This is a genomic window from Streptomyces sp. NPDC051636 (assembly GCF_044453765.1).
Classification (GTDB): Bacteria; Actinomycetota; Actinomycetes; order Streptomycetales; family Streptomycetaceae; genus Streptomyces.
In genome coordinates this window covers 544,080-565,001 of record NZ_JBITDA010000001.1, presented here as the reverse complement: position 1 = coordinate 565,001, position 20,922 = coordinate 544,080, and the positions used below count along the sequence as shown (strand labels likewise).

Annotated in this window: 15 protein-coding genes and 1 pseudogene; 3 read left to right on the top strand and 13 right to left on the bottom strand. The window is 70.4% G+C overall.

What is annotated here, in order from left to right; genetic code table 11:
* Positions 1–10 precede the first annotated feature (10 nt).
* The 5 genes from ACIBBH_RS02645 to ACIBBH_RS02625 form a co-directional block, all read right to left on the bottom strand.
* Complete coding sequence (locus ACIBBH_RS02645; protein WP_399401158.1) at positions 11–850, bottom strand: carbohydrate ABC transporter permease; 840 nt, start codon at positions 848–850, stop codon at positions 11–13.
* Positions 847–2,220 (bottom strand): ABC transporter permease subunit, encoded by a 1,374-nt coding sequence (locus ACIBBH_RS02640; protein WP_399401156.1) that lies wholly within the window; start codon positions 2,218–2,220, stop codon positions 847–849. Before ACIBBH_RS02640 ends, ACIBBH_RS02645 begins: the two co-directional genes overlap by 4 nt.
* Before the next feature lie 8 nt (positions 2,221–2,228).
* A complete protein-coding gene (locus ACIBBH_RS02635) occupies positions 2,229–3,557 on the bottom strand; it encodes an ABC transporter substrate-binding protein (RefSeq protein ID WP_399401154.1) in 1,329 nt (442 codons plus the stop codon).
* 40 nt (positions 3,558–3,597) lie between these two features.
* A complete protein-coding gene (locus ACIBBH_RS02630; protein ID WP_399401481.1) occupies positions 3,598–5,220 on the bottom strand; it encodes an alpha-amylase family glycosyl hydrolase in 1,623 nt (540 codons plus the stop codon).
* 208 nt (positions 5,221–5,428) lie between these two features.
* On the bottom strand, positions 5,429–6,727 hold the full coding sequence (locus ACIBBH_RS02625) for an ABC transporter substrate-binding protein (RefSeq protein WP_399401152.1): 1,299 nt from the start codon (positions 6,725–6,727) through the stop codon (positions 5,429–5,431).
* Positions 6,728–6,850: 123 nt separating this feature from the next.
* Between ACIBBH_RS02625 and ACIBBH_RS02620 the strand changes: the two genes are divergently transcribed.
* Genes ACIBBH_RS02620 through ACIBBH_RS02610 form a run of 3 tightly spaced genes read left to right on the top strand, consistent with a single transcriptional unit; the run spans position 6,851 to position 10,432 of the window.
* Complete coding sequence (locus tag ACIBBH_RS02620) at positions 6,851–7,366, top strand: PadR family transcriptional regulator (RefSeq protein ID WP_399401150.1); 516 nt, start codon at positions 6,851–6,853, stop codon at positions 7,364–7,366.
* Complete coding sequence (locus tag ACIBBH_RS02615) at positions 7,363–8,142, top strand: ABC transporter ATP-binding protein (protein ID WP_399401148.1); 780 nt, start codon at positions 7,363–7,365, stop codon at positions 8,140–8,142. Before ACIBBH_RS02620 ends, ACIBBH_RS02615 begins: the two co-directional genes overlap by 4 nt.
* A 7-nt stretch (positions 8,143–8,149) precedes the next feature.
* Positions 8,150–10,432, top strand: a complete 2,283-nt coding sequence (locus ACIBBH_RS02610; protein ID WP_399401146.1) for an FtsX-like permease family protein — start codon at positions 8,150–8,152, stop codon at positions 10,430–10,432.
* A 217-nt stretch (positions 10,433–10,649) separates the two neighbouring features.
* On the opposite strand, the gene pgi is transcribed toward ACIBBH_RS02610, so the two are convergent.
* The 8 genes and pseudogenes from pgi to ACIBBH_RS02570 all read right to left on the bottom strand — a co-directional run bounded on the left by pgi (position 10,650) and on the right by ACIBBH_RS02570 (position 20,880).
* On the bottom strand, positions 10,650–12,302 hold the full coding sequence (pgi, locus tag ACIBBH_RS02605; protein ID WP_399401144.1) for a glucose-6-phosphate isomerase: 1,653 nt from the start codon (positions 12,300–12,302) through the stop codon (positions 10,650–10,652).
* A gap of 73 nt (positions 12,303–12,375) precedes the next feature.
* Positions 12,376–13,454: pseudogene (locus tag ACIBBH_RS02600) on the bottom strand (MFS transporter).
* A 190-nt stretch (positions 13,455–13,644) separates the two neighbouring features.
* Complete coding sequence (locus tag ACIBBH_RS02595) at positions 13,645–13,980, bottom strand: RNA polymerase-binding protein RbpA (RefSeq protein ID WP_003976875.1); 336 nt, start codon at positions 13,978–13,980, stop codon at positions 13,645–13,647.
* 212 nt (positions 13,981–14,192) lie between these two features.
* Positions 14,193–14,429, bottom strand: a complete 237-nt coding sequence (gene secG, locus ACIBBH_RS02590; protein WP_399401142.1) for a preprotein translocase subunit SecG — start codon at positions 14,427–14,429, stop codon at positions 14,193–14,195.
* A 108-nt stretch (positions 14,430–14,537) separates the two neighbouring features.
* Positions 14,538–15,314 carry a triose-phosphate isomerase gene (gene tpiA, locus ACIBBH_RS02585; RefSeq protein ID WP_399401140.1) on the bottom strand — a complete coding sequence of 259 codons (777 nt, stop codon included), beginning with the start codon at positions 15,312–15,314 and terminating at the stop codon, positions 14,538–14,540.
* Between the two features lie 6 nt (positions 15,315–15,320).
* Positions 15,321–16,532, bottom strand: a complete 1,212-nt coding sequence (locus tag ACIBBH_RS02580) for a phosphoglycerate kinase (protein WP_399401138.1) — start codon at positions 16,530–16,532, stop codon at positions 15,321–15,323.
* A 137-nt stretch (positions 16,533–16,669) separates the two neighbouring features.
* Positions 16,670–17,677 carry a type I glyceraldehyde-3-phosphate dehydrogenase gene (gene gap / locus ACIBBH_RS02575; RefSeq protein ID WP_399401136.1) on the bottom strand — a complete coding sequence of 336 codons (1,008 nt, stop codon included), beginning with the start codon at positions 17,675–17,677 and terminating at the stop codon, positions 16,670–16,672.
* Positions 17,678–17,925: 248 nt separating this feature from the next.
* Positions 17,926–20,880, bottom strand: coding sequence for a M14 family zinc carboxypeptidase (locus ACIBBH_RS02570; protein WP_399401134.1), 2,955 nt, complete (start codon positions 20,878–20,880; stop codon positions 17,926–17,928).
* Positions 20,881–20,922 lie beyond the last annotated feature (42 nt).

Sequence of the window (20,922 nt, the reverse complement as noted above, 5' to 3'; positions counted from 1 at the left end):
TCGCTCTCCCCTACTTCACGGACCCTGCCATCACCCCTTGCACGAAGTGCCGCTGGAACGCGAAGAACACGACCACCGGCACGATCAGCGACAGGAACGCGCCGGGTGCCAGCACGTCGATGTTGCTGCCGAACTGCCTGATCTGGGACTGCAGTTGCACCGTCAGCGGCTGGGAGGAGCTGTCGGCGAAGAGCAGCGCCACCAGCATGTCGTTCCAGACCCACAGGAACTGGAAGATGGCGAGGCTGGCGATGGCGGGCCGGCCCACGGGCAGGACGAGGCGGGTGAAGATGCGCCACTCGCTGCCGCCGTCCATGCGGGCCGCCTCCAGCATCTCCTTGGGCATCTCCGCGAAGTAGTTGCGCAGCAGGAACACCGCGAACGGCAGGCCGTAGGCCACGTGGAAGAGGACGACGCCGGGGATCGTGCCGAACAGGCCCAACTGCCCGAAGAGTTTGGCGACCGGCAGCAGGCCGATCTGCACGGGCACCACCAGCAGGGCCACCACGAGCAGGAAGACGGGCTCGCGTCCCGGGAAGTCCAGCCAGGCGAAGGCGTATCCGGCGAGGGAGGCGATGACGACGACGAGAACGGTCGCCGGCACCGAGATGAGGACCGTGTTCCAGAAGGCCTGGGTCATCCCGGCGTTCTTCAGCAGCGCCGAGTAGTTGTCGAAGGACAGCTGGCCCGGACTGGCCAGTGCCGTCCACCAGCCGCCCTTGGCGGTGTCCTGCGCCGAGCGCAGGGAGGAGAGGAACAGTCCCGCCAGCGGGGTCAGCCAGACCAGGCCGATCACCACCAGGAAGGCCTGCACCAGCCCGTTGCCCAGGCCCCGCCTGACCGCGTTCATCGCTGACTCCTTCGGAAGCGGCGGACGTTGAAGACCATCGCGGGGACGACGAGCAGCAGCAGGAGTACGCCCAGCGCGCTGCCGAGGCCCTGGTTGTTGCCGCCGCCGAAGGACACCAGCCACATCTGGGTCGCGAGGACGGTGGCGTCCTCCTGCACCGGGCCGGGCGCGATGATGTAGACGAGGTCGAAGACCTTCATCACGTTGATCACGAGGGTCACGAAGACGACGGTCAGGACCGGGGCCAGCAGCGGGACCGTGATCCGGCGGAAGATCTGCCACTCGTTCGCGCCGTCCATCCGGGCCGCCTCCAGGGCGTCCCGGGGCAGGGTGGACAGGCCCGCGCCGATCAGCACCATCGCGAAACCGGTCCAGATCCACAGGTACGCCCCGATGATCGCCGGTGTCACCAGTGCCGGCCCGAGCCAGGAGACTCCCTGGTACGGCTGCGCGAAGTTCGACTCCGGCAGCTTCACCGTGTACGAGCCCGCGTGCAGCCCGGAGAAGCGGAAGGAGCCGTCGGACGCGGTCGTGGCGCTCGCGACCGTCCTGCCGTCGCGCACCGCCTCGACCTTCATCCCGGGCAGGCCGCTCTCGCGCCGGTCGACCTTGCCCTGCGTGCCGCCGCCGCCCGGGGTGAAGTCCAGGTAGACGACGCCGCGCAGTTCGTCGGCCGCGGCCTTCTTCCCGGCCGCCGGGTACGCGGGCGAGGCGTCCTCGGGCAGGTCCTTGGGCAGGACGCCGACCATCGGGAGCGTCACCAGGTCACCCGGCGAGACGCCCGCGTTCGTCGCGTAGGAGCCGTCCCGGCCCTGGGTCAGGTCCTGTCCGACGCGGGCGCGTGCCGTCGGGTACGACGACGTGCCCGTGAAGGCGTCGTGGACCGAGACCACGGCGGCGTTGAGCACGCCCTTGTCGGGGTCCTCGTCGTAGGCGAGCCGGAAGATGATGCCGGCGGCGAGGAAGGACACCGCCATCGGCATGAACAGCAGCAGCTTGAACGCCGTGGCCCAGCGGACCTTCTCGACCAGGACGGCGAGGATCAGGCCGAGTCCGGTCAGCAGAGCCGGGGCCACGACCACCCAGATCACCGTGTTCCGGATGGCCCTGAGCGTCGCCGGGTCGCGGAACATCTCGGTGTAGTTGTCGCCGCCGACGAAGCGGGTGCCTGAGGCGTCGAAGAAGCTGCGGCCGACGGAGAACAGCACCGGGTAGACGACGAGCGCGCCGAGCAGGAGCAGCGCGGGGAGGACGAAGAGCAGGGCGATGATCCGGCCGCGCCGTCGCGAGCGCCGTGCGCGCTCGGCGAGCGTAACGGGCGGCGGCGGAGGGCTCGCCCCTTTCTCCTTCACGAGTGTGGTGGCAGTCATCGGTCAGCTCAGTCCTGGTACGCCTTGGCCGCCGCGGCTTCCAGCTTCGCCGCGGTCCCCTTCGGGTTCGAGGGGTCGCGCAGGAAGTCCTGCAGCAGCTTCCACTCCCCCACGCCCTTGGTGCCGCCGAAGGCCGCGGGCGCCTGGTCGGACATGTCGAAGCGGACCGAGTCGCCCGCAGCGATCAGGGACTTGGCGGTGGCGCGGGTGACGTCGTCGCCGTAGGAGGAGAGGCCGAGCTGCTTGTTCGGGGACAGGAAGCCGCCCGCCTTCGCCCACACGGCCGCGGCCTCGGGGGTGGCAAGGTACTCGAGGAGCTTCATGCCGGCCTTGGCGTTCTTGCCGTCCTTCAGCACGACGGCCGCGTCACCGCCGCTGACGACCGGCGCCTTGCCGCCGCCGACCGCCGGGAAGGGGAAGAAGTTCGCGTCCTTGCCGACGCTCCTGCCGAACTGGTCGTGGGCGACCCCGGCGACGAAGTCGCCCTCGTAGACCATGCCGGCCTCGGGCTTGGGCCCGAACACCTTCTCCACCGAGCCCGGGAAGTCGGTGTTGAGGGCCTCCTTCTGGCCGCCCGCGATGAGCTGCTTGTCCTTGAAGAGCTTGCCGAGCGTGGTGAGCGCCTTGACCACGCTCGCGTCGGTCCACTTCAGCTGGTGGGCGGCGAGGGCGTCGTACTTCTCGGGCCCGGCCTGGGAGAGGTAGATGTTCTCGAACCAGTCGGTGAGGGTCCAGCCGTCCTGCCCGGCGACCGCGAAGGCGGCGAGGCCGGAGTCGGAGACGGTGTGCCCGGCCTTCAGCATCGCGTCGTACGTCTTGGGCGGCTTGATCCCGGCCTGGGTGAGCGCGTCGGGGCTGTACCAGACGGTCGACTTGTGGGCGGCCTTGAAGTACAGGCCGTAGAGGGTGCCGTCGACGCTGCCGTACTTCTTCCAGACGGGCGCGTACCCCGCGTCCACGGACTTCTGGGTGGTGGCGGACAGCGGCTTGAGCCAGCCCTTCTTCGCGAACTGCTGGAGCACGCCGACCTGCGGGACCATCACGACGTCGGGGGCGTTGCCGCCCTCGATCTTGCTGCCGACGACGGTGGAGACGTTGTCGCCGGTGGACACGAACTGCGTCTTGGCGCCGGTCTTCGCGCTGAACGCGTCCAGCACCTTCTGGAAGTTCTTCTGCTCGCTGCCGGTCCATACGCCGGCCACGGTGACCGTCTGGCCGCTGAGCGCCTTGTCTCCGCCGCCGGCGGAGACCGGGTCGCCGCCTCCGCAGGCGGTCGCGCCGAGCGCCAGGGCGAGGGCCGTGCAGCTGGTGAGCAGGGTGGTACGTCGTCGCATCATCGTTGATGTCCCTTCGGGGGGTGGGGAGTTGACGGGCGGGTCAGAGGTCGTTGATCCACCAGGCGGCCGTCGAACCGGGGAGCACCCCGGCCGGGCACGGGCCGCTGGACAGCAGAGGGGTCCCGGAGACCGGTGCGGGCGTGGGCGCCGTACCGAAGTTGACGGCGCAGACCAGGCCGTCGCCGCGGACGAAGCCGAGGACGCCCGGCGGGGTGTCCAGCCAGCGCAGCGAGCCTTCGCCCAACTGGGGCAGCGCGGAGCGCAGTTGCAGGCCGTCGCGGTACAGGTGCCAGAAGGAGCGGGTGTCGGCGAGGGCCCGGTCGGTGGCGTACTCGGCGAAGTACTCGGGCTGCGGCAGCCACGGCTTGGCCCCCTCCGCGCCGGAGGTGAAGCCGAACGGGGACGCCTGCCCGGACCACGGCAGTGGCACCCGGCAGCCGTCGCGGATGCGGGCGCGGCTGCCGGTGCGGCGGAAGATCGGGTCGGTGAGCACGTCGTCGGGCAGGTCGACGACCTCGGGCAGCCCCAGTTCCTCGCCCTGGTAGATGTACGCGGCTCCGGGCAGCGCCAGCATCAGCAGCGCGGCGGCGCGGGCGCGGGCGGTGCCGAGGCCGCTGCCCTCGGTGGCGGGTTCGCCGTAGCGGGTGACGGTGCGGACCTGGTCGTGGTTGTTCAGGACCCAGGTGACCGTCGAGCCGGTGCCGGCGATGTCCGCCATGGCCTCCGAGATGACCTTGCGGAAGGCGTCGGGGTCCCAGGGGGCGCTGAGCAGGTCGAAGAAGAAGGCCTGGTGGAGCTCGTCCGGGCGGACGTACCGCGCGTGTTCGCGGGCGGTCGGGACCGAGACCTCGCCGACCAGCAGACGTTCGTGGCCGTCGCGGGCCGTGTTCTCCTCGCACACCGCCCGCCAGTGCCGCCACACGTCGTGCACCTCGGGCTGGTTCCAGGCGAGCGGGTTGACCGAGTCGCGGGTGCGGGCGTCGGCCTCGGGGTCCGGGGAGTCGGGCAGGTCCGGGTGCTTGAAGAGGCCGGCGGCGACGTCGATGCGGAAGCCGTCGACGCCCCGGTCCAGCCAGAAGCGCAGGATGCGGTCGAACTCGGCGGGGACCTCGGGGTGGCGCCAGTTCCAGTCGGGCTGCTCGGGGGTGAACATGTGCAGGTACCACTGGCCGGGGCGGCCGTCCGCCTCGGTGACCCGGGACCAGGCCGGGCCGCCGAACATGGCGTGCCAGTTGTTGGGCGGCTCGCAGCCGTCGGGGCCGCGGCCGTCGGCGAAGTGGAAGCGGGCGCGGGCGGGGCTGCCGGGCGGTGAGGCCAGCGCCTCGCGGAACCAGGGGTGCTCGCTGGAGCAGTGGTTCGGGACGATGTCGAGGAGCACCTTGATGCCGAGCCGCCGGGCGGCCGCCATCAGCAGGTCGAACTCGGCGAGGTCGCCGAAGACCGGGTCGACGTCGCAGTAGTCGGCCACGTCGTAGCCGTGGTCGTGCTGCGGCGAGGGGTAGAAGGGGCTCAGCCAGATCCCGTCGACACCGAGCTTCTTCAGGTACGGCAGCCCGGCCCGGACCCCGGCCAGATCGCCGATGCCGTCGCCGGTGCTGTCCAGGAAGCTGCGGACGTACACCTGGTAGATCACTGCGTCGCGCCACCAGTGGTGGGTGCGGATGCGCTGGAGACTCACCCCGTTGACCTGTCTGTGTGTGTGCTAGCGGTTATGCATGCATGTTAAGTAGACGTGTCGCACGGGTGTCAACGAATTGGCGGGAAGCTACTGGGGCGTTGGCCGGGGAAATAGGGACTCATCCGGTCACAATGGACACGAATGAGACGTCCGCGTTACCTAACATGTAACTAGGAAGGGGTGCAGTGGTGGGTCAGCGGTGCGAGATCGCCGCGAGTTCGCGCGCCAGCCGGCGCACCGCGGACTCGGGCGTCTCCCGCCCGGTCAGCGCGTCGTGCACGACCGCCTGCACCACCAGGCTGACCTGGTCGTAGTGCGGGCTCTTGGGGCGCGGCGCCGCCGCGCGCACGGCGGCGCGGCCCTGCGCGCCGCCCACGGCGGCGCGCAGGGTCGGCAGATACGGGAACTTCCGGATGAGCTCGGGATCCTTGTACAGCGCCGCGCGTACGGGCGGCAGCGCGCCACGCGTGAGGACCTGCCGCTGGACGGGCTCACTGGTGAGGTACGCGATCAGGCGCGCGGCCGAATCGGGATACCGGGCGTGCGTGTTGACGGCCAGGTCGGAGCCGCCGAGGACGCTCCTGCCCGGCCCGTCGGGGCCGGGCAGCGGTACGGCGCCGATCTTCCCGGCGACCGGTGACCCCTTGGCCGAGGCGACGGCGTACGCGTAGGGCCAGTTGCGCAGGAAGAGAAGGTGGCCGTCCTGGAAGGCCTGCTTGGACTCCTCCTCCTTGTACGTCAGCGCCGCCTTCGGGATCCAGCCCTCGCGGAAGCCGCGCGCCAGGAACCCGATGCCCTCGCGGGCGGCGGACGAGTTCACCGTGACGCGCTCGCCCTCGTCGCCGAGGATGCTCCCGCCCGCCGAGTACACGGCCTCGGCCGCGTTCACGGTGAGCCCCTCGTAGGGCAGGAACTGGCCGGCGTAACCGTCGAGCCCGTACTTCGGCGCGATGGTCTTCGCGTCGTGCTCCAGCTCGGCCCAGGTGCGCGGCGGCGGGACGCCCTCCTTGGCGAGGACGTCCTTGCGGTACAGGAGCAGTCCGGCGTTGGTGATGTACGGCACGGCGTACAGGCGTCCGTCGTAGGTGGCCGTGTCGACGACCGGCGGCAGGAAGGTCCGCAGGGGGAAGCGGTTCCTCGGCAGGGGCCGTATCCAGCCGGCCGCGGCGAACTCCGAGGTCCAGTTGACGTCGATGTTGAGCACGTCGAACCGGCTGCGGTCGCCGCCGCGCAGGTCGGTGGTCATCTGCGCGTGGGTCTCGTCGGCGGAGTCCGGCAGCTCGACGAGGGTGACCTTCTCGCCGGGGTGGGTGCGGTTCCAGCCCTCCAGCAGCGGGCCGAGGTAGCCGGTGAGGTCCCCGGCGGTGGCGAGGGTCAAGGGCCCTCTGCCGTCCGCGGCACCCTCGTCCGTGCGGGCACCCGAGGCCACGTAACCTGCCATGACCACGACGAGGACAAGAAGGCCCCTACCGGCGGCGTGTATCCACCGCATAGGTTCCTCCCTGTACACCGGCACCACGGGCATCCTCGCCCGGGGACAGAGGCCATGTATACCTGTTAGGTATGCGCGATACTAGGGCCTGGAGCACATTACAAGGACAGGAGGAGAGCACGAGTGCGCCTGCCCCTCCTGGCACTCCTCGCGCGCGGCCCCGCCCACGGCTACGAGCTCAAACAGGACCTTGAGCAACTGCTGGGCTCCGCGTACCCTCAGCCGAACGTGGGCCAGATCTATGTGACCCTCGGCCGCCTCGAGAAGTCGGGACTGATCGAGGGCGAGGAAGTCGAGCAGTCCAGCCGGCCCAACAAGAGGATCTACCACCTCACCGACGCCGGGCGTGAGGCGCTGCACGCCTGGTACGAGGAGACCGAGGACGAGCCGCGGGTACGGGACGAGTTCTTCATGAAACTCGCCCTCGCCCCGCAGACCGGTCTCGCCGACCAGATCGCCCTCATCAACAAACAGCGACGCGAGTACCTCAACACCATGCGCAACCTGTCGAAACTGGCCGCGGCCGAGAACCGGGACAACCGAATCGCCCATCTGCTGATCGAGGGCGCGATGCTGCACCTGCAGGCCGACCTCGACTGGCTGGAGCGGTGCCAGGAGGAACTGGAGGAGCTGGAGTGAGCGAGAGCCCCACTCCTCTGCTGCGCGCCGAGGGCCTGGTCAAGACCCACTACGGCGAGGGCGCGCCCGCCCGTGCCGTGCGCGGGGTCGACCTGTCCGTGCGACCGGGCGAGTTCGTGGCCGTCACCGGCCCGTCCGGGGCCGGCAAGTCGACGCTGCTGCACCTGCTCGGCGGGCTGCAGCGGCCGGACGAGGGCAGCATCTGGCTGGACGGCCGGTGCACGGACGCCTACTCCGAGGCGCGCTGGGCCGAGGAACGCAGGAAGCGGATAGGGATCGTCTTCCAGTTCTTCAACCTGGTATCCAACCTGTCGGTCGCCGACAACGTCGAGCTGCCCGCGCTGCTGGTCGGCCGCTCGCCGAAGCAGGCGCGCGCCGAGCGGGAGGAGCTGCTGGCCGAGCTGGGCCTCGACGGCAAGGAGCGCAGCATGCCGGGCGAGCTGTCCGGCGGCGAGCAGCAGCGTGTCGCGCTCGCCCGCGCCCTGGTCAACCATCCGCCGCTGCTGCTGGCCGACGAGCCCGCCGGCAGCCTGGACAGCAAGGGCACCCGCGAGGTCATGCGGCTGCTGTCCCGCTTCCACCAGCGCGGCCAGACGATCGTGCTGGTCACCCATGACGCCCGGCTCGCGAGCGCCGCGGACCGCGTCATCAGCTTCTTCGACGGCCGGATCGCCGACGACGCGGAGCTGGGCGGGGCGCCGGCGCGGCGAGGTGCTGGGACCTCGGGTGCCCCGGGTGGCCGGGGTGTCTCGGGTGTGCTGGAACTGAGGGACTGACCGACCTATGCGGGCCACCCTGCGCTGGGCGCACTCCGATCTGCGCACGCACCGCGGCGAGGCGCTGTTCATCGTGCTGGCCACCGCCGGCATCGTCGTCTCGCTGCTGCTGGCCACGGCGCTGTTCGGCTACGCGACCAACCCCTGGCAGCGGGTCTTCACGCAGTCCCGGGGCGCCCATGTGTGGATCCACACGGTGAAGTCCGCCGACACGGGCCGCCTCGCCGCGCTGGACGGCGTGGAATCGGTCGCCGGTCCCTACCCCACCGAGTCGGCCACCGTCTCCTCCCGCGGCACCCGCGCCTCCGTCGAACTGCGCGGCACCCCCTCACAGCCCTCCGTGGGCCGCCCGCTGCTCGCCTCGGGCCACTGGCTCGACCCGCGGGAGCCCGACGGAGTGGTCCTGGAGAGCCGCCTCGCCCGCGCGCTGCTGGCCGAGCCCGGCGACACACTCACCCTGCCCCGTACGGCGCGGACGCTGACCGTGGTGGGCGTCGCCGACAGCGCGGAGCCCCGCTACCGGGCGGGCGAGCAGCCCGGGCTGGTCTGGGCCCCGCCGTCCGCCGTGCGCGACCCGGGCGGCCGGGTGATCGGGCTGCGCCTGACCGATCCCGGCGACACGGACTACGCCGTCCAGCGCGCCGTCACCGTGCTCGGCGCCGGCGCGGTCGGCGAGGTCTCCACCTGGCAGCAGGCGCGGTCCGAGGCGCAGGGTGACAACCGGCTGCTCGGCCAGGTGCTGGGCCTGTTCGGGCTCGGTGCGCTGCTCGCCGCCGGATTCGCGGTGCACGGCGCGATCGGCACCCGCATCCGCGGCCATCTGCGGGACATCTCGGTCCTGAAGGCGATCGGCTTCACGCCCGCCCAGGTCGTACGGATCTTCCTGCTCCAGCACGTGACCTACGCCCTGCTCGGTGCGGTGGCGGCGGCCGGGCTGACCCAGGGGCTGGGCACGTGGATCCCCGGGCGGCTGGGCGACGCGGTCGGCGTGTGGCAGGGGCTGCCGGGGCACACGGTGGCCCTGTTCGCGGTGCCGGTGGGCGCGGTGCTGTTCATCGGCGCGGTGACCGGGCTCGCGGCCTGGCGGGCGGGACGCGTACCCCCGGTGCCGGTGCCACGCCCCGCCGCTCCGTCCGGCGGCCGGCTGACGGGCGTGGCACGCCGGGCCCTCGGCCTGCGCCTGCCCCCGGCACTCGTCCTGGGCTGGCACCAGGCCTTCACCCGCCGCCCGCGCACACTCGCCGCCATCGGGCGACTGGCCCTGCCCCTGCTGCTCATCGTGGTGGCGATGAGCGCCTGGACCACCATCGACCGCTTCCACGACAATCCCGAGCGGATGGGCCTCCCGGCGGCGCTCACCGTACGGGCGGACAGCGGCATGAGCGACGGCGAGACCCGGACCCTGCTGGACCACGACCCGCGGGTCGCCGACGTCTACCCGGGCGTCGAGGTGGCCGCCCTGGTCCCCGGCCAGACCGCGACGATCGCCCTGCGGGGCCTGGGCACCCGCCACGACCCCTACCCGTACACGCTCGCCGCGGGCCGCCCCGCGACGGGCCCGGACGAGGCGGTGGCCGGCCAGGGCCTGCTCGACCTGCTCGACGTGCACGTCGGCGACTGGGTCCGGATGACGGTCGGCGACCAGCCGCAGATCCTGCACATCGTGGGCCGCAGCATCGAACCGGAGAACGCCGGCCGGGTCATCTCCACCTCACTGGACACCCTCCGCGAGAACGACCCGCGCCTGGCCCCGGCCCTCTACCAGCTGCGCCTGCGCCCGTCCGCCGACCCGAACCGCGTGGCGGCCGGCCTCACCACGGCCGGCCGCGGACACCTGGACGTGCACGCCGTCACGAACCCGGCCGACGGGCTGTCCCCGCTGCGCGGAGTCGTGGCCGGGCTGATCGCCGTGCTGGCGTTGATCGGTCTCATCGAGCTGCTGACCGCGATCGGCGGGACGGTCCGCGAGAGCGAGCGGGACCTGCTGGCGCTCAAGGCGATCGGCATGTCCCCGCGCCAGATCACCGCGATCACCGTCACGGCGACGAGCTGCACCGCCCTGGCCGCAGTCGTCGCCGGTACGACCCTGGGCCTGCCCCTGGCCCACTGGCTGATCGACACCCAGGGCCGCTCCAGCGGCATCGGCGCAGGGATCGCGCAGGGGCCGTCGCCGGTGCTTCTGCTGCTGTTCGGGCTGGCCGCGATACTGGGCGCGGCCACCCTGGCCACCCTGCCCGCCGGACGGGCGGCGCGGCGAAGGCTGGCGGACACGTTGAGCGCGGTGGCCTGAGACCGGGATCGACCTACCCCAGGGAGTGCAGGGGGCGGAGCCCCCACCGGGATCTACGGCGAACCCCGGGGGCGCAGAGAGCGAAGCCCCCGCCGGGATCTACGGCGAACCCCGGGGGCGCAGGGGGCGAAGCCCCCGCCGGGGTCTGGGGCGGAGCCCCAGGGCGAGGGCCACCTCCTGGCCGACCGAGACGGGTGGGCGGGTGGGCAAGAACCCGTCAACGCCCGCGCAGCGACCGGTACTTGGCCACCAGCGCCTTCGTCGACGCGTCCAGCCCGGGCACCTGGGCCCCCTCCGCCAGCGCGGGCTCGACCCGCTTGGCGAGGACCTTGCCCAGCTCCACACCCCACTGGTCGAAGGAGTCGATGTTCCAGATCGCGCCCTGTACGAACACCTTGTGCTCGTACAGCGCGACGAGCTGACCGAGCACCGACGGCGTCAGCTCACGCGCGAGGATCGTCGTCGTCGGCCGGTTGCCCTTGAACGTCTTGTGCGGGACCAGTTCCTCGGGCACCCCCTCGGCCCGCACCTCGTCCGCCGTCTTGCCGAAGGCCAACGCCTGGGTCTGGGCGAAGAAGTTGGCCATGAGCAGATCATGCTGCGCCTTGAGCCCGTCACTCAGCTCGCCGACCGGCTCGGCGAAGCCGATGAAGTCCGCCGGGATCAGCTTCGTACCCTGGTGGATCAACTGGTAGTACGCGTGCTGCCCGTTGGTGCCCGGCGTCCCCCACACCACGGGCCCGGTCTGCCAGTCGACCTCCTGCCCGTCCCGCGCGACGTACTTGCCGTTGGACTCCATGTCCAGCTGCTGCAGGTAGGCGGTGAACTTGGACAGGTAGTGGCTGTAGGGCAGCACCGCGTGCGACTGGGCATCGTGGAAGTTGCCGTACCAGATCCCCAACAGGCCCAGCAGCAACGGCACGTTGGACTCGGCGGGCGCGTTCCGGAAGTGCTCGTCGACGATCCGGAAACCGTCGAGCATCTCCCGGAAGCGGTCCGGGCCGATGGCGATCATCAGCGACAGCCCGATCGCCGAGTCGTACGAGTACCGCCCGCCGACCCAGTCCCAGAACTCGAACATGTTGGCCGTGTCGATGCCGAACTCGGCGACCTTCCCGGCATTCGTCGACAGCGCCACGAAGTGCTTGGCGACCGCATCCTGTCCGGCGTTCAGCTCGCTCAGCAGCCAGTCGCGGGCCGAGGTGGCGTTGGTGATGGTCTCGATGGTGGTGAAGGTCTTGGAGGCGATGACGAACAGCGTCTCCGCCGGGTCCAGGTCACGCGTGGCCTCGTGCAGGTCCGCACCGTCCACGTTCGACACGAAGCGCACCGTGAGGTCGCGGTCGGTGTAGCTGCGCAGCACCTCGTACGCCATCGCCGGGCCCAGGTCGGAGCCGCCGATGCCGACGTTGATGACGTTCCTGATGCGCCTGCCGGTGTGCCCCGTCCACTCACCCGAGCGGACGCGTCCGGCGAAGTCGCTCATCTTGTCGAGCACGGCGTGCACCGCCGGGACGACGTTCTCCCCGTCGACCTCGATCACCGCGTCGCGCGGCGCGCGCAGCGCGGTGTGCAGGACCGCCCGGTTCTCGGTCGTGTTGATCTTCTCGCCGCGGAACATCGCGTCCCTCAGGCCGAAGACGTCGGTGGCGGCGGCCAGCTCGCGCAGCAGCCGCAGCGTCTCGTCGGTGACCAGGTGCTTGGAGTAGTCGACGTACAGGTCACCGACCTGGAGGGTGTACCCGGCGCCGCGCCCCGGATCGGCGGCGAACAGGTCCCGCAGATGGGTGTCGGCGAGTTCCTCCCGGTGCTTGGCGAGAGCGGTCCACTCGGGCGTCTGGTTGAGCCTGGTACGGCCGTCTGCGTTCATTTCGGACTTCAGCCTTCTTTCCTACCTGTCCCTGCTGTGTACCTTGCCCCGCTGCCGGTTCCAACCTAGTTGATCAGCGCGCGACGTGAGCGGTCGTCGCGCCGTCGTCCGAGGCGACAACAGGTACGTCCGGCTTGCGCGCCGGTATCAACGAGGTGACCCCCGGGGCGAGGAGCGCGGCCGCCAGGAGGGCGGGTCCGTTCAGCCCGCAGGCCCGGGCCACGGCTCCGCAGAGGAGCGCGCCGAGCGGGGCGCCGGAGGTCGAGGCGGTACGGAAGACGGACGCGATGCGCCCACCATCGCCGCCGAACCGCGCTGCTGCGTCGGCGTGACCTGGTTGACGTCCCACACCATGTTCATCGCGCCCAGCAGCAGCATGCCGCGAGGAGGGCGCCGTGAGGCCGGACGGTGCGGATGAGCCCGAGGGACGACGTCGGGACGCCACCCGCGACCAGCAGGGCGCCGACCCCCCCGGTGCGCCGGGCGGGTCGCCGGGCGGCGAGGCCGCCGAGAAGGCTCCCGGCCGCGTACGCCGTCATGGCGGCCGCGCATCCCGCGTCGCCCGCGTCCAGCCACCGCGTCACCTGCAGCACCAGCGTGGCGATCAGGGCGCCCATGCCGATGGTGCACAGCAGGGTGGCCACGCAGACCGCCCGCAGCGCCCGGTCGCCCCGCAGTACGCGCAGCCCCGCGCCGATCTCCGCCCGCTGGGTGCTGCCGGCCGGGCGCGGCTCCCGCTCGGGCGGCCGTATCCCCGGGGAGGCCACGAGGGCGGCGGTCACCAGATACGTTCCCGCGCCGGCCGCGAACGGCATGAACGCCCCCACGGTGAGCGGCAGCGGCACGAAGGGACCCGCCGGCAGACCGCCGGCGAGCTGCTGTCCGGTCATCAGGCAGGCGTTGGCGCCGCCCAGCGCCTCACGGGTCGGCCAGGGACGGCAGCAGGGCCGTGGAGGCGTTGTCCGAAGAGGGTCTGGAGGGCGGTCAGCGAGAAGGCGAGGGCGAACAGGCCGAACAGCAGCCAGGGAACGTACCCGCAGGCGGTCACGGAGGCGATGACGAGCGGCTCGTCGGTGAGGCGCCGGCGAGCAGGGGCAGCGCGGACGTCCGTAACGCGTCCCCGAAGCGGGAAACCACGGCGGCCGTCCACAGCCGCCCGAATCCCCCGCGCCACGCGAGCCCGGTCCCGCTCTTGGCCTCGACCGTCGCCACAACTGCCCCTCACGGCCGGCCCGTGCACCCCATGCACAAACCGTAAAGGGCACCACTGACAATCGGTCGGCCGCAGCCGGGCGAAACGGCTCCGGCCAGGCGCCCGCAGGCACCCGGCCGGTCTCAACTCCTAGATCTCGCCCCGCAGTTTGGCGAGCGCCTCGGCGAGGATCGCCTCGCCGTCCGCGTCGCTGCGCCGCTCCCGGACGTACGCGAGGTGCGTCTTGTAGGGCTCGGTGCGCGGCGGGTCCGGCGGGTTGTCCCGGTCCTGACCGGCCGGGAAGCCGCAACGCGGGCAGTCCCAGGTCTCGGGCACCTGCGCGTCGCTGGCGAAGCTCGGCTGGGTCTCGTGCCCGTTGGAGCACCAGAAGGAGATGCGCAGACGCGGCGCGGACTCGCCGCGCTCGGCCTCGCCCATCGGCCCCGCCCCGACCCGGCTTCCTCGGATCGCGTTGCCACTTGCCACGGTCGTAACTCCCTGCGTGATGGTGCCGCAAAGCGAGTCGGCGTTTCGCTTGCTGCGAGCGCCTCAGTCTACGTAAGGCCCAACGCGCGTCCAGTGATTGGAGTTACAAGACCCCCCGCTCATAGACGCGAGCCCCATGATAGGCCGCGCTCAGGAGCGCGTACCGAACATGGGGCCTTACGTGCGGAATGTGCGTTCTTGTGGAACGCTGATCAGCTGTTCGTCTTCATCGCGATGCCGAGGACGACGATGCACGCGAACCACAGCACACCGATCACGATGGTGATCCGGTCGAGGTTGCGCTCGGCGACCGAGGAGCCGCCGACGGAGGACTGCATACCGCCACCGAACATGTCGGAGAGGCCGCCGCCCTTCCCCTTGTGCATCAGCACCAGCAGCATCATCAGCAGGCTGAAGACGATCAGGGCGATCGAGAACCCCAGAACCACGGCTGGACCAACTTCCTCGGATACGGATGGACGACGGGGGCACGGCACCACGGCTGTGCCCCCGCAAGAGTACGACGAATCGCCGTTACCGCATACTCACGGCCCGGCTCACTGGTCGCGGAAGCGCACGATCTTGACGAACTCGTCCGCGTCCAGCGACGCACCCCCGACCAGGGCGCCGTCGATGTCGGCCTGGGCCATGATCTCGGCGACGTTGCCCGCCTTCACGGAGCCGCCGTACTGGATGCGGACCTTGTCGGCCACGTCCTGCGAGTACAGCTCGGCGATCTTGCCGCGGATGGCGGCGCAGACATCCTGCGCGTCCTCGGCGCCGCAGACCTTGCCGGTGCCGATGGCCCACACCGGCTCGTAGGCGATCACGATGGTCTCGGCCTGCTCGGCCGGGAGGTCCTTCAGCCCGCCCTCGACCTGGGCGAGGGTGTGGGTGACGTGGTTGCCCGCCTCCCGGACGTCCAGTTCCTCGCCGACGCACAGGATCGGGGTCAGGCCGTGCTTGTAGGCCGCCTTGACCTTGGCGTTGACCAGCTCGTCGGTCTCGTTGTGGTACTGGCGGCGCTCGGAGTGGCCGATCGCCACGTACGTGCACTTCAGCTTGGCCAGCATCGAACCGGAGATCTCGCCGGTGTACGCGCCGGAGTCGTGCGCCGAGAGGTCCTGGGCGCCGTACTTGATCTTCAGCTTGTCGCCGTCGACCAGGGTCTGCACGGAGCGCAGGTCGGTGAAGGGCGGCAGGACGGCGACCTCGACGGCCTCGTAGTCCTTGTCCGCGAGGGCGAAGGCGAGCTTCTGGACGTGGGCGATGGCCTCGAGGTGGTTGAGGTTCATCTTCCAGTTGCCCGCCATCAGCGGCGTGCGAGTGGTCATGCGGGGTCAGTCCTCCAGTGCGGCGAGGCCGGGGAGCGTCTTGCCCTCGAGGTATTCGAGGGAGGCGCCACCACCGGTCGAGATGTGGCCGAAAGCGTTCTCGTCGAAGCCGAGCGTACGCACGGCCGCGGCGGAGTCGCCGCCGCCGACGACGGTGAAGCCGTTCGAGTCGACGAGGGTCTGGGCGACCGCCTTGGTGCCCTCGGCGTAGTCGGGGTGCTCGAAGACACCCATCGGACCGTTCCAGAAGACGGTCTGGGCGTCGGCGAGCTTCGTGGCGTACAGCTCGCGGGTCTTCGGGCCGATGTCCAGGCCCTCCTGGTCGGCGGGGATCTTGTCCGCGTCGACCACGGTGTGCTCGGTGGGCGCCTTCGCCTTCAGGTCCGGGAACTCCCGGGCGACCACGACGTCGACGGGGAGCACCAGCTCCACGCCCTGCTTCTCGGCGCGCTCCATGTACTCCCTGACGACCGGGACCTGGTCCTCCTGAAGGAGGGAGATGCCGACCTCGTAGCCCTTGGCCTTGAGGAAGGTGTAGGCCATGCCGCCGCCGATGAGCAGGCGGTCGGCCTTGCCGAGCAGCTGGTCGATGACGGCGAGCTTGTCGGAGACCTTGGCGCCGCCGAGGGCGACGACGTAGGGGCGCTTGACGTCCTCGGTGAGCTTCTTCAGGACGCCGACCTCGGTGGCGATGAGATGACCGGCGTAGTGCGGCAGGCGGGCCGGCAGGTCGTACACGGAGGCGTGGCCCCGGTGGACCGCGCCGAACCCGTCGCTGACGTACACGTCGGCGAGTTCGGCGAGCTGGTCGGCGAAGGCGCCGCGCTCGGCGTCGTCCTTGCTGGTCTCGCCCGGGTTGAAGCGCAGGTTCTCGATGACGGCGACCTGGCCGCCCGTCAGGCCCGCGACGGTGGCCCTGGCGGACTCGCCGACCGTGTCGGTCGCGAACGCCACGGCGGAGCCGAGGAGTTCACCGAGGCGCGAGGCGGCGGGGGCGAGGGAGAAGGCCGGGTCCGGGGCGCCCTTGGGGCGGCCCAGGTGCGAGGCGACGACCACCTTGGCGCCCGCGTCGGCGAGGGCCTTGACGGTGGGCAGGACGGCGCGGATACGGCCGTCGTCGGTGATGGTGCCGCCGGAGAGCGGCACGTTGAGGTCGGCACGGACGAAGACCCGCTTGCCGTCCACGCCGTCGGCGAGTAGTTCGTCGATCGTCTTCATTGAGGGGGACTCCTGAGGAGGACTCGTGATGCTCGTGATCGTAAAGTGGGCCTGATCTGCACGTGAGTCAGGGCTCGGACAGCACGATCATGCGCTGCCCGAGCCCTGTCCTCACACCGAGGTGCCTGCTTCGGCGATCAGAGCTGGTTGCCGACGAAGACCGTCAGGTCGACGAGGCGGTTGGAGTAGCCCCACTCGTTGTCGTACCAGCCGATGATCTTCACGTTCTTGCCCTCCTGGACCATGGTCAGGGAGGAGTCGAAGGTGCAGGACGCCGGGGCGTTGACGATGTCGGAGGAGACGATCGGGTCCTCGGTGTAGTCGAGGAGACCCTTCAGCTCGCCCTCGGCGGCCTTCTGGAAGGCGGCGTTGATCTCTTCCTTGGTGACCTCGCGGGAGAGCTCGACGACGAGGTCGGTGACCGAGCCGGTCGGGACCGGGACGCGCATGGCGATGCCGTCCAGCTTGCCCTTGAGCTGCGGCAGAACCAGCGCGGTGGCCTTCGCGGCACCCGTGGTGGTCGGGATGATGTTCTCGGCGGCGGCACGGGCGCGGCGCAGGTCCTTGTGCGGGAAGTCCAGGATGCGCTGGTCGTTCGTGTACGCGTGCACCGTCGTCATCAGGCCCTTGACGATGCCGAAGTTCTCGTCGAGGACCTTCGCCATCGGCGCCACACAGTTGGTGGTGCAGGAGGCGTTGGAGATGACGTGGTGGTTCGCCGGGTCGTACTTGTCCTGGTTGACGCCCATCACGATGGTGATGTCCTCGTCCTTGGCCGGGGCCGAGATGAGGACCTTCTTCGCGCCGCCGGCGATGTGCTTCGCGGCGTCTTCCTTCTTGGTGAAGATGCCGGTCGACTCGATGACGATGTCGACGCCCAGCTCGCCCCACGGGATGTCGGCGGGGTTGCGCTCCGAGAGGACCTTGATGGTCTTGTCGTCGACGGTGATCGTGTCGGCGGTGTGGGTGACCTCCTGCTTGAGGCGGCCCAGGATGGTGTCGTACTTCAGCAGGTGGGCAGTGGTCGCGGTGTCACCCAGGTCGTTGACAGCCACGATCTCGATGTCCGCACCCTGCTCCAGCAGCGCGCGGAAGTAGTTACGACCGATGCGGCCAAAGCCGTTGATGCCTACGCGGATCGTCACGAACCGATCTCCTCGTTGGTACGCCGGTTTCGAGACCGGCGAGCTGTATGGGATGTCCCCGACCACCCCCGACCCTACCTTCCTGGGAGCCCGGTGGTGACATCCAGATGCCCCATACACGGCACTGCGGTCCGTACCCGCCAGTAGGGGTACGGACCGCCCCGGCGCTGCGCCGGGATCACCCCGTTTCGCTATGGAGTGTCAGTGCCGGTTGACCACCTGGATCACTCGTTCGTGAGCGCGTCGGCTCACTTGTCGAGTGCCGCCAGAGCCTTCCCGACCAGGGCAGTGCGGTCAGCTGCCACCGGGACCTGTTCCAGGCCGAAGCCGAGCAGCACGGTCCGGTCAGTGGTGACCGCTCCGTACGTCTTGAAGAGGGCACCGGTGCGGGTCCAGTCCTTCAGGACCGCCGGACTGCCGGAGGGCGGTCCGGTCACGCTCCAGGCGCCCAGGGACGTCTCGAAGCCCTCGGTCTCCTTGGCCGTGCCGCCGACGACGAGCGAGGCGTCGTCGGCGAGGACGCCTCGGCCGCCGGTGCCCGGGTCGGTGATGTAGCTGATCGAGACCTCGACCGGTTTCCCGGCGTAGCCGCTCAGGTCGAAGCTGACCGCCCGCCAGCCGCCCGAGCCGCCGGTGAGGCTGCTCCACGAGCCGGTGCTGCCGGTCGCCGTGCAGCCACTGGCGGCGGAGGTCAGGTAGTGCTTGAGCCACGGGTGCTCGTTGACCAGGAACCCGGCCTCGCAGTCGGTCGGCACCGCGGTGGAGGTGGCGCCGCCCGCCTCCGGGAGCGTCGTCCAGTCGTCGGCGCCGGTGGTGTGTGCCTCGACCACCACGTGGTCGTAGCCGGGCTCGGTGTCCCACAGCAGCCGGGTGCTCAGCGTGGGCTTGTCGGCGGCGCTGACACCGGTGAGGTCGACGGTGCGGGTGAGGCGTTTGTAGGCGTCGTCGGTGTGCACCGCGGCGGCCATGTAGGAGCCCGTGTACGGCCCGTACGGGTTGACCGTCCCGGCGAACTGTCCCGCGCCCGCACTGGCGAACTGCGGATGGGCGGACGTGGGCAGTTCGTCGGAGGTGACGCTGTAGGTGCCGGCTTTGTCGAGCGGGTTGCCGGGCGCGTCGCCGAGGGCCCCCGCATAGCCGCCGAGTTCGCCTGAACCGGTGAAGCCGGTGGCCCCGGAGAGCGACGTGCGCGAGTAGGCGCCGAGGTAGTACTGGCTGAAGTCGTCCGACGGGGTGCCGTCGGCGAGGGCGACGCTGCCTCCGGCGAGTTCACCGGCCTCGACCAGCTTGCCGCCCTCGTTGAGGTAGGAGCGCAGCTGGAGCTGGGTGGCGTTGCCCGGGCCGCTCGCGCCGGAGTAGTGGACGACGGTCCCGAAGTGCTTCAGCACGCCGAGCGCGTCGGGCGCGCCCCGGGTGGCGGCGTCCCAGACGATCGCCTTGCGGCCGTTGGCCTTCAGCGCGTCCACGTACTTGCGCGCCTGTGTGGCGGCCGCGCCCTCCTCGGCGACCACGAGGGTGTCCGCCTTGGGCCGCTTGGCCACGGTGTACGTGAAGTGCGCGCTGGAGGTGGGCCTGCCGCTCCTCGTCTCGCCGGTGAACCACACCTCGACCTTGTCGCCGGGCCCGCCGTCCTGGACCTTGGCCCGGTACTCGTCGAAGTAGAGGTTGTCCTCACCGCCGTAGGTCTCGCCGCCCTTCCAGGGCCTGAGCGCCTGGTCCAGCGTGCGGCCGCCGTTGACGCGGTACTTGAGCTCCTTGTCGCGCACCGACTTGCGGACGACGACCGAGACCTGCTGGTCGGCGCCGCGCGAATACGACGTGGAGAACGTCGCCGGGGTGAAGTCGGCGGCGCTCAGGCCGACCGAGGAGGCCGGCTTGTCGGGGTGGGCGGCGGTCTCGGCGACGGAGAGCGCGAACGGGATGTTCTTGGTGAACTCCTGCTGGATCAGCTTCTTGTCGTCGGGGAAGTTGAAGACCGACTGGCAGTCGGACGCCTTCCAGGCGTCGTTCGGGTCGAGGTTCGACGCGGTCTGGCAGGTCGACATCTCGGGCGTGAACATCGCCATGCCGTTGACGTTGGAGGCGTGACCGTCCGCCTCGCCGTTGGTGGTGTACAGCTCCGAGGAGACCTGCGGGTGGTAGCCCGGAACCGCGGAGTTGTCCGGGGTGCCGGCGAGCGCCTTGTAGAGGACGTCGTCCGGGGTCGGAGTGGCGACCTGCCAGCCGACGCCGTAGAGGAGGAGTTCGGCGGCCGAGTGGTAGTTGATGCCGTACGTGAAGCCGATGCGCTTTTCGAGGCCGTCCAGCGCCTTGGTCTCGGGCTCGGACTCCGGGCTCGGGCCGCGGTACGTCTCGCTGGTGGGGTTGGGGGACGAACCCTCGTCGTCGTAGCCCCACTTGTAGGCGAAGTTGCGGTTGAGGTCGACGCCGTCGCCGGTGGAGACGACGCCGTCGCCGTTGATGTCCCGCAGGTTCTTGCGCCACAGGCGGGTGTCGGAGTTCTTGAAGGTGTAGTCGTAGCCGTCGGGGTTGGCCGAGAGCACGAACCACAGCTCGGTCGAGTCGACGATCTTCTTGACCCGCTTGTCGGTCTTGTAGTGGTCCAGGTAGTAGTGCATCAGGCGCCGGGTCGTCTCCGGCGTGATCCACTCGCGCGCGTGCTGGTTGGACAGGTACAGCACGGAGGGCTTGGAGCCGTCCTTGGACTTCTTCGCGTTCTTGGTCAGTTTCAGCGCGAGGATGTCCTGGCCGCCCACGGTCCTGCCGATGGACTCGACCTTGGTGAGGCCGGGGTTCTCCTGGCCGGTGCGGAGGATCTCCTCCTTCAGGCCGCCGCTGCCGCTGTACGGGCGGAACACGCCCTGGGCCGCGTCCTCGACGCGGGTGGCCGCCTTCGCCGAAAGGGTGTGCTCGGTGAGGTCGACGCCCTGTTTCCCGAGCTTCTTGGCCTGCTTGTCGGTGAGGTAGAGCTCGACGGTGTGCTTCCCGGATCCGGTTACCTGGTCGCCGAGTTCATGGCCGTCCTGCCCGGCCGCGAGCAGCAGGGGTACCTGCTTCTGGGTGACTTCGGCGCGGAAGACTTTGACCGCGTCCGGGTCGGGTCGAGCGGATGTACCGCTCTGTGCCTGGGCGATGGGTGCGAGGCTCGCTCCGCCGAGCAGAAGCGCGCCGACAGCGAGGATCGATCTCGCTCTGTGTCTCATGACCCCCCTTAGCCGTGGTCCGCCACAGCGGCGAACATCTGC

Bases quoted from the DNA above. Each gene is read 5' to 3' on its own strand.
- ACIBBH_RS02635 (WP_399401154.1), bottom strand. From the start codon at position 3,557: ATGATGCGACGACGTACCACCCTGCTCACCAGCTGCACGGCCCTCGCC.
- pgi (WP_399401144.1), bottom strand. From the start codon at position 12,302: ATGAACGCAGACGGCCGTACCAGGCTCAACCAGACGCCCGAGTGGACC.
- ACIBBH_RS02610 (WP_399401146.1), top strand. From the start codon at position 8,150: ATGCGGGCCACCCTGCGCTGGGCGCACTCCGATCTGCGCACGCACCGC.
- ACIBBH_RS02580 (WP_399401138.1), bottom strand. From the start codon at position 16,532: ATGAAGACGATCGACGAACTACTCGCCGACGGCGTGGACGGCAAGCGG.
- tpiA (WP_399401140.1), bottom strand. From the start codon at position 15,314: ATGACCACTCGCACGCCGCTGATGGCGGGCAACTGGAAGATGAACCTC.
- ACIBBH_RS02645 (WP_399401158.1), bottom strand. From the start codon at position 850: ATGAACGCGGTCAGGCGGGGCCTGGGCAACGGGCTGGTGCAGGCCTTC.
- ACIBBH_RS02625 (WP_399401152.1), bottom strand. From the start codon at position 6,727: ATGCGGTGGATACACGCCGCCGGTAGGGGCCTTCTTGTCCTCGTCGTG.
- ACIBBH_RS02570 (WP_399401134.1), bottom strand. From the start codon at position 20,880: ATGAGACACAGAGCGAGATCGATCCTCGCTGTCGGCGCGCTTCTGCTC.
- ACIBBH_RS02640 (WP_399401156.1), bottom strand. From the start codon at position 2,220: ATGACTGCCACCACACTCGTGAAGGAGAAAGGGGCGAGCCCTCCGCCG.